General features: G+C 38.3%; 4 protein-coding genes (1 of these 4 running past the window's edge). 1 reads left to right on the top strand and 3 read right to left on the bottom strand.

Going from position 1 to position 9,321, the window contains the following annotated elements; genetic code table 11:
- Positions 1-549: 549 nt before the first annotated feature.
- On the top strand, positions 550-768 hold the full coding sequence (locus AC2TDS_RS13880) for a hypothetical protein (protein ID WP_484736176.1): 219 nt from the start codon (positions 550-552) through the stop codon (positions 766-768).
- 275 nt (positions 769-1,043) lie between these two features.
- Here the strand turns inward: AC2TDS_RS13880 and AC2TDS_RS13875 are convergent, their stop codons facing one another.
- The 3 genes in view from AC2TDS_RS13875 to AC2TDS_RS13865 are tightly spaced (at most 18 nt apart) and all read right to left on the bottom strand, a layout consistent with a single transcriptional unit that may run on beyond the window.
- On the bottom strand, positions 1,044-2,990 hold the full coding sequence (locus tag AC2TDS_RS13875) for an OmpA family protein (RefSeq protein WP_484736175.1): 1,947 nt from the start codon (positions 2,988-2,990) through the stop codon (positions 1,044-1,046).
- A gap of 18 nt (positions 2,991-3,008) precedes the next feature.
- Positions 3,009-3,932 (bottom strand): PorP/SprF family type IX secretion system membrane protein, encoded by a 924-nt coding sequence (locus tag AC2TDS_RS13870; protein ID WP_484736174.1) that lies wholly within the window; start codon positions 3,930-3,932, stop codon positions 3,009-3,011.
- Between the two features lie 18 nt (positions 3,933-3,950).
- On the bottom strand, positions 3,951-9,321 hold the 3' portion of the coding sequence (locus AC2TDS_RS13865) for a lectin-like domain-containing protein (RefSeq protein ID WP_484736173.1). Its footprint extends 25,820 nt past the window's final position; the window shows 5,371 of its 31,191 coding nt (coding positions 25,821-31,191); its start codon lies off the right edge, out of view — the gene reads right to left on this strand; it ends in the stop codon at positions 3,951-3,953.

Raw genomic sequence — 9,321 nt, 5'->3', positions numbered from 1 at the left:
CCCAGCCTCCTAAAAAGACTAATTCGACCCTAATAAGTATCAAGCAAGCATACAAGTCTCTGTGATTAAGATTGTCATTTTTTAAACAAAATTATACACGCACAGAAAACCGATAAAAGTATAAACTTGAACCTCAAAATGTTATATTCTACTACATGAAGGATTGATTATTAGTATAAAATCCTAAACCTCTCCTAAACATTTGTTGTTTATGAGTAACTTTTTACGTTACATGTAATAGTAGTTAGTAGTTGCAACTAATCATCAGAAAAGAGATATTTTTCATTCTTTTTTAAATGATTATTTGTCTCTAAATGATTCAATGTTGCTTTGCGAATATAGGAAATTAACGTTTGTTAACAAATTTTTGTGTAAAAAAAGCAATTTAAATTTATGACGCTAGTTTATCATGTTCTTTTTGTCTTGTATTTGTGTCCAAGAGGCTTTGTTATGTTTATTTGATTTCCTTCAAACAAAACAACTCACCACACCAAATAAACACCTTATTATCAATATTCAATAAAAAAAATAAAAAAAACGAACATTGCTATGAACTTGATTTGGTATTCAACTTCATCATTAACAATAGTGATTCATCAGTATCATTTTAATCCTGTTGAAATTACTATTGACTCAAAATATATTATGGAAATGACCGTATTATACCGATTCTTAGGTACAGTTACACAAGTATTTCCTTGCAGTCATACCTGTGTTTTACATCGATTGGAATTTGAAACTACCTTTTTATTCCACTTTACTCTTTAAAAGGTTTCAAATAACCATCGGCATGAGTCTATATGATAAAAACATCAATCTACTTTGAAATAATATTGATCGTATCCCTTATATAAACTGAAAACATTTATAAAGAGTGTATCCTAAAAGCGTTTCTTCAACTCTGAATTAACTGCTTTTCTGTTCAATACAACAAACTTTTATCGCTCTTAACTCCAATTATTACTCTTTTACCATTTGAATTTACTGTAAATTCAAATGGTAAAAGAGTAATAATTGTCATAGATATATTTAGATCATTATTGTTAATACGTTGTTTTCACATTCTCGGCACCAATCACTATGTAGAAATATGAACGTCTATTTTGTTGATGTTCCTCTTCAGTACATCTTCGTTGATTACCATCTCCACAATCATTAAGTAAACTATTCTCACCATACCCGATGGCGCTCAATATTCTTTTGGGATTTATTTCTCGTGAAATAATATAATTCTTAGTAGCATGAGCTCTTTTGCTTGACAAGTATTCGTTATACTTCTTAGACCCTCTGCTATCAGTATGAGACTCAATTTTGATGATCATATCTGGATGGTTTTTCATCACATTAACTATATGATCTAATTCATTCTTTGCGTCCTGTCGAATTGTATAGGCATCAAAATCAAAATATATTGGATTGATTACTATCAAATCCTTTACTATTAAGGGTTCTAATACTAGACTTACCTGTCCAGCTTTATTCTTCTCATCAGATGTTTCTTTAAGTGGTTTCACTATTTTATAATCATCTTTTAACGCTACCACCACAAAATCCTCTTCACAATCTAGTTCTTTAAAACTATAGGCTCCATCATTTTTGGTTACCTGTTCTGATACGGATTCTCCCTTTTCATTTAACAATCGCACAATTACGTTATCTATTGGCATTCCTGTTTTTGCATCTGATATCAATCCATTAAGGTCTTCCTTACAATTATAAATTCTAAAACTATAAATATCATCATCACCTACGCCTCCTTCTCGATTTGATGAAAAGTAACCCGCTGTTCGTTCTTCATTAATTACAAATCCAAAATCATCTAAGGGGCCATTTATAGGTGAGCCTAGATTCTCTGGCTTTGTAACATCGTTACCTTCTAATTTGACCTTGAACACATCCAAAGCACCTAAACCTAAATGACCGTCTGAAGCAAAATACAGTCGATTATCAGTACCTATAAAAGGAAACATTTCTCTTCCTTCGGTATTGATGGCATTACCCAAATTCTCTGGCTCACCATAACTGCCATCTGATAAAACTGAAACCTTGTACAAATCTGTTCCTCCATATCCTCCAGGTCTATCCGATACAAAATATAATGTCTTCTCATCGGAACTTAAGGCTGGGTGACCAGTAGAATACTCATCATCATTAAAAGGCAACTCCTGTACATTGTCCCAAGTGTTATGTAATTTCTTCGCCTTGTACATCTTTAAATTTGCAATATTCTTCACATCACCTACTAATTTGTCTTTATCTTCGTTATAGTTGTCTCTGGTAAAATATATGGTATTGCCATCTTTGGTAATAACGGCATTAGATTCATGGTACTTGCTACTTAACGATACGATTTTTTCTGCCGCATCTACATCTAACACCTTATTTTCTTCTAAGGCCTGTTGTTTTGATTTATAAATATTTAAGTATGGCTGATTATTCCATTTATACAACTTCTTGTTTTCTGCGTCAGGACGTGTTGACCAAAAATAAAAGTACTCACCGTGTAAAAAACCCCCAAAATCTGAGTATTGCGTGTTAATCGATACATTATGAATATGAATATAGGTCTTTGGTCTATTGGTATAGGATATAAAATAATCTTTATTATGCTCCAAGTCCGCAACGCGACTATCATCTCCTTTTACCGATTTTAACTTTAGCATCCAATCATCTGAATCTTTTATTTTTCCATTACTCTTTAAAACCTGAGAATACCTGAATAAATGTTCCGCAGAGGCAACACCTTCATGTTGTTCCATTAACTTTTCGTAATGTTCTTCAGCTTTTTGGAATGATATTGTATAATAATAAGAATCTGCTAACCTACTCAAGACTAAATAAGAGCTATCACCCTTATCATAAAGTTGTTGATATAATTCTGCCGACTTCTTATAAGCATATTCCTTAAAATAGCGATCTGCTGCATACCTGCGCTGTCCGTAACCTATTACAGTAAATAATAGTAGTACTATTAATATTATTCGTTTCATATCTTATATTTTATACTTTTAAAAAAACCTCGGTGACTTCATTGTATGCCCTTTAAAAACCTCATATCGCAACATCAATTCATGCGTTCCTGAATTGTAATTGCTATAATTTGACGTTGTCAAATCATAGGCATAGCCAATTTGAAGTGATCTACCCACTTGAAATCCTATTAATCCACTTATTGAATCATCCCATCTCCATGCTAGTCCCGCTCGAAACTTCTCATGAAATAAAAAATTTGCCGAAACATCCAACGATAAGGGGGCTCCACTTACAATCTTGGTCAGTACCGCTGGTTTAAACTTCACACGCTCGTTCAAATCAAACACATACCCTGCTATTAAAAAATAGTGCATACGTTCAGTAGCAACACTTCCGCCACTACTTGAATCGTCATAATGATCTGTTCTTAAAACATTAGGAACTGCCAACCCTAAATACCAATTCGACTTATAATAATAAACTCCTGCTCCTATGGTAGGTAAAAACTTATTAATGGGTTGGGATAACTGATTGTCTTCCTTATCTCTGTAAATACCTTTACTCCAATCTACATTGAAAAACCGACCTCCTAATTTCATCCCAAAAGCCAAGCTACCTTCTTCACTTGTTCGTACCGTATAAGATACATTGGCATCCAAATAGGTTTCTGTAGAAGGTCCTATCACATCGTTCACCAGATTAATCCCTAACCCAACTCCGCTATACCCTAAGGGTGTGTCATAACTTAAAGTTTGGGTGTCGGGGGCTCCATCGACTCCTATCCATTGTGTACGGGCTAATAAATTAATAACACTATGACCTTTTGATCCTACATAAGCCGGATTCACACTCATCGTATTAAACATATATTGTGTGTATTGTGGATCTTGCTGTGAATATACTTCGCTACCAATGATCATTGCACTTAGTACTATTGTATACTGTAATATCTTGTTCATTTCTTATTAATTTTGTGATTAATCTCTATTGATATATATCCAACCTAATTTGGGTTTATTACCATCTCCTAAGTCTAAGGCGTAATAATAAGTCCCTGAAGGTAATTGCTTATCTACCTGAACATTAAAACGACCATTAGAAGTACCATCCCAACTATTGTCGTAGCTGTCTTTGCTGTACACTAAATTACCCCAGCGGTTATATACCTCTAGTCTATTATTCTTATACTGATCATTTTCTATACAAGATATTACTAAGGTGTCATTATAACCATCGTCATTGGGTGTAAACTCATTATAAACTGTTAAACACTCCATAGTATCTGGATCCATATAATCTGGGGCACCATCTTCATCCGTATCTAAGGCATCATCTGGATTACCATCACCATTTAAATCAGCATACTCATCTGCTGTATCTATACCATCACCATCATCATCCGTATCTAAATAATTTGGTATGCCATCACCATCACTATCATCGTTGGTTGAATCTCCATCGCCATCAACATCTTCCTCAGAAGTTAAAATACCATCACCATCATCATCATCATCTTGATAATTTGGATTACCATCACCATCAGTATCGGTGAGATCATTTCCATCTACTAAGTCACCTGAATCGATCTCTCCATCACCATCACTATCGGTTCCACCAGCCTCTATTACATCATCAACACCATCACCATCACTGTCTAAATCTTGATAATCTGGGGTTCCATCATTATCTGTATCTGGTATATCTATACGAGTACCTTCATTATCTAAGTCTACAGAATCGGCAATACCATCACCATCGGTATCTGTTTGAACATCTAATACACCATCGTTATCCATATCTAAGGCTCCATCGGTACCTCCTTCTACTAAATCTGAAATACCATCATTGTCGCTATCCCTATCTTGGAAGTCTGGAGTACCATCACCATCACTATCTGTTGCTGTTGCTGTTGTTCCTGCTGAAACATCAGTATCATCGGCATCGGCTGAATCTACAATTCCATCATTATCATTATCCGTTGTACTATCCAATACTCCATCGCCATCAGTATCTACTACCGAAGAATCTTGACCGCTCTCTTCTATATCTAAGATCCCATCGCCATCACTATCTAAATCCAATCGGTCTACAATACCATCGCCATCGGTATCTCTATTAGGATCTCCGTTATCTTCTACACTATCTAAAATACCATCGTTGTCATCGTCTAAATCATAAAGATCTGGAATACCATCGCCATCATTATCAGCATCTATTATAGAATCATCTCCAAAATTGTTAGGATCTCCATCAATCACATCAGGAATACCATCACCATCGGTATCGGTATCATCATCGACTACCCCATCGCCATCGGCATCTACACCTCCTGGTAAATTTGGATTGTTTGGATCTATTACATCGGCAATACCATTACCGTCACTGTCCGGTAAATTATCACCATCTACTAAGTCACCCGTATCAATCTGACCATCGCCATCACTATCAGTGCCTCCTGCCTCTTCTACATCACTAAGACCATCATTATCACTATCTAAATCTTGATTATCTGGAATACCATCGCCATCGGTATCAGGCGTGCTTGATGCTGTACCTCCATTGTCTGGGTCTACTGCATCGGCAATACCATCACCATCAGTATCTGTTTGGTCATCTAATACACCATCATTGTCAGCATCTAAGGCTCCATCGGTACCTCCTTCTACTAAATCTGAAATACCATCATTGTCGCTATCCCTATCTTGGAAGTCTGGAGTACCATCACCATCACTATCTGTTGCTGTTGCTGTTGTTCCTGCTGAAACATCAGTATCATCGGCATCGGCTGAATCTACAATTCCATCATTGTCATTATCCGTTGTACTATCCAATACTCCATCGCCATCAGTATCTACTACCGAAGAATCTTGACCGCTCTCTTCTATATCTAAGATCCCATCGCCATCACTATCTAAATCCAATCGGTCTACAATACCATCGCCATCGGTATCTCTATTAGGATCTCCGTTATCTTCTACACTATCTAAAATACCATCGTTGTCATCGTCTAAATCATAAAGATCTGGAATACCATCGCCATCATTATCAGCATCTATTATAGAATCATCTCCAAAATTGTTAGGATCTCCATCAATCACATCAGGAATACCATCACCATCGGTATCGGTATCATCATCGACTACCCCATCGCCATCGGCATCTACACCTCCTGGTAAATTTGGATTGTTTGGATCTATTACATCGGCAATACCATTACCGTCACTGTCCGGTAAATTATCACCATCTACTAAGTCACCCGTATCAATCTGACCATCGCCATCACTATCGGTGCCTCCTGCTTCCTCTACATCACTAAGACCATCATTATCACTATCTAAATCTTGATTATCTGGAATACCATCACCATCGGTATCAGGCGTGCTTGATGCTGTACCTCCATTGTCTGGGTCTACTGCATCGGCAATACCATCACCATCAGTATCTGTTTGGTCATCTAATACACCATCATTGTCAGCATCTAAGGTTCCATCGGTACCTCCTTCTACTAAATCTGAGATACCATCATTGTCGCTATCCGCATCTTGGAAATCCGGAGTACCATCACCGTCAGTATCTACTGCTGTTGCTGTTGTTCCTGCTGAAATATCAGTATCATCGGCATCGGCTGAATCCACAATTCCATCATTATCATTATCTGTTGTGCTATCCAATACTCCATCGCCATCGGTATCAACTACCGAAGAATCTTGACCGCTCTCTTCTATATCTAAGATCCCATCGCCATCACTGTCTAAATCCAATCGGTCTACAATACCATCGCCATCGGTATCTCTATTAGGATCTCCGTTATCTTCTACACTATCTAAAATACCATCGTTGTCATCGTCTAAATCATAAAGATCTGGAATACCATCGCCATCATTATCAGCATCTATTATAGAATCATCTCCAAAATTGTTAGGATCTCCATCAATCACATCAGGAATACCATCACCATCGGTATCGGTATCATCATCGACTACCCCATCGCCATCGGCATCTACACCTCCTGGTAAATTTGGATTGTTTGGATCTATTACATCGGCAATACCATTACCGTCACTGTCCGGTAAATTATCACCATCTACTAAGTCACCCGTATCAATCTGACCATCGCCATCACTATCGGTGCCTCCTGCTTCCTCTACATCACTAAGACCATCATTATCACTATCTAAATCTTGATTATCTGGAATACCATCACCATCGGTATCAGGGCTATTTGATGCTGTACCTCCATTGTCTGGGTCTACTGCATCGGCAATACCATCACCATCAGTATCTGTTTGGTCATCTAATACACCATCATTGTCAGCATCTAAGGTTCCATCGGTACCTCCTTCTACTAAATCTGAGATACCATCATTGTCGCTATCCGCATCTTGGAAATCCGGAGTACCATCACCGTCAGTATCTACTGCTGTTGCAGTTGTTCCTGCTGAAATATCAGTATCATCGGCATCGGCTGAATCCACAATTCCATCATTATCATTATCCGTTGTACTATCCAATACTCCATCGCCATCGGTATCAACTACCGAAGAATCTTGACCGCTCTCTTCTATATCTAAGATCCCATCGCCATCACTGTCTAAGTCCAATCGATCTACAATACCATCACCATCGGTATCTCTATTAGGATCTCCGTTGTCTTCTACACTATCTAAAATACCATCGTTGTCATCGTCTAAATCATAACGATCTGGAATACCATCACCATCACCATCCGTTTCAACTACTGTGGCATCACCAAAATTGGTAGGATCTCCATCAATCACATCGGCAATACCATCACCATCGGTATCGGTATTGTCATCGACTACCCCATCACCATCGGCATCTAAAACTCCTGGTAAATTTGGATTGTTTGGATCTATTACATCGGCAATACCATTACCATCATTGTCTGGTAAATTATCACCGTCTACTAAGTCACCCGTATCAATCTGACCATCGCCATCATTATCGGTGCCTCCCGCTTCTTCTACATCACTAAGACCATCGTTATCACTGTCTAAATCTTGATTATCTGGAATACCATCGCCATCGGTATCAGGCGTGCTTGATGCTGTACCTCCATTGTCTGGGTCTACTGCATCGGCAATACCATCACCATCAGTATCTGTTTGGTCATCTAATACACCATCATTGTCAGCATCTAAGGTTCCATCGGTACCTCCTTCTACTAAATCTGAGATACCATCATTGTCGCTATCTGCATCTTGGAAATCCGGAGTACCATCACCGTCAGTATCTACTGCTGTTGCTGTTGTTCCTGCTGAAATATCAGTATCATCGGCATCGGCTGAATCCACAATTCCATCATTATCATTATCCGTTGTACTATCCAATACTCCATCGCCATCGGTATCAACTACCGAAGAATCTTGACCGCTCTCTTCTATATCTAAGATCCCATCGCCATCACTGTCTAAGTCCAATCGATCTACAATACCATCACCATCGGTATCCCTATTAGGATCCCCGTTGTCTTCTACACTATCTAAAACACCATCGTTGTCATCGTCTAAATCATAACGATCTGGAATACCATCACCATCACCATCCGTTTCAACTACTGTGGCATCACCAAAATTGGTAGGATCTCCATCAATCACATCGGCAATACCATCACCATCGGTATCGGTATTGTCATCGACTACCCCATCACCATCGGCATCTAAAACTCCTGGTAAATTTGGATTGTTTGGATCTATTACATCGGCAATACCATTACCGTCACTGTCTGGTAAATTATCACCGTCTACTAAGTCACCCGTATCAATCTGACCATCGCCATCACTATCGGTGCCTCCCGCTTCTTCTACATCACTAAGACCATCATTATCACTATCTAAATCTTGATTATCTGGAATACCATCGCCATCGGTATCAGGCGTGCTTGATGCTGTACCTCCATTGTCTGGGTCTACTGCATCGGCAATACCATCACCATCAGTATCTGTTTGGTCATCTAATACACCATCATTGTCAGCATCTAAGGCTCCATCGGTACCTCCTTCTACTAAATCTGAAATACCATCATTGTCGCTATCCGCATCTTGGAAATCCGGAGTACCATCACCATCAGTATCTACTGCTGTTGCTGTTGTTCCTGCTGAAACATCAGTATCATCGGCATCGGCTGAATCCACAATTCCATCATTATCATTATCCGTTGTACTATCCAATACTCCATCGCCATCAGTATCAACTACCGAAGAATCTTGACCGCTCTCTTCTATATCTAAGATCCCATCGCCATCACTGTCTAAATCCAATCGATCTACAATACCATCACCATCGGTATCCCTATTAGGATCCCCGTTGTCTTCTACACTATCTAAA

The sequence above is a fragment of the Tenacibaculum profundicola genome (assembly GCF_057220795.1).
This window is presented reverse-complemented; position numbering and strand designations above follow the sequence as displayed.

Bases quoted from the DNA above. Each gene is read 5' to 3' on its own strand.
- AC2TDS_RS13875 (WP_484736175.1), bottom strand. From the start codon at position 2,990: ATGAAACGAATAATATTAATAGTACTACTATTATTTACTGTAATAGGT.
- AC2TDS_RS13880 (WP_484736176.1), top strand. From the start codon at position 550: ATGAACTTGATTTGGTATTCAACTTCATCATTAACAATAGTGATTCAT.
- AC2TDS_RS13870 (WP_484736174.1), bottom strand. From the start codon at position 3,932: ATGAACAAGATATTACAGTATACAATAGTACTAAGTGCAATGATCATT.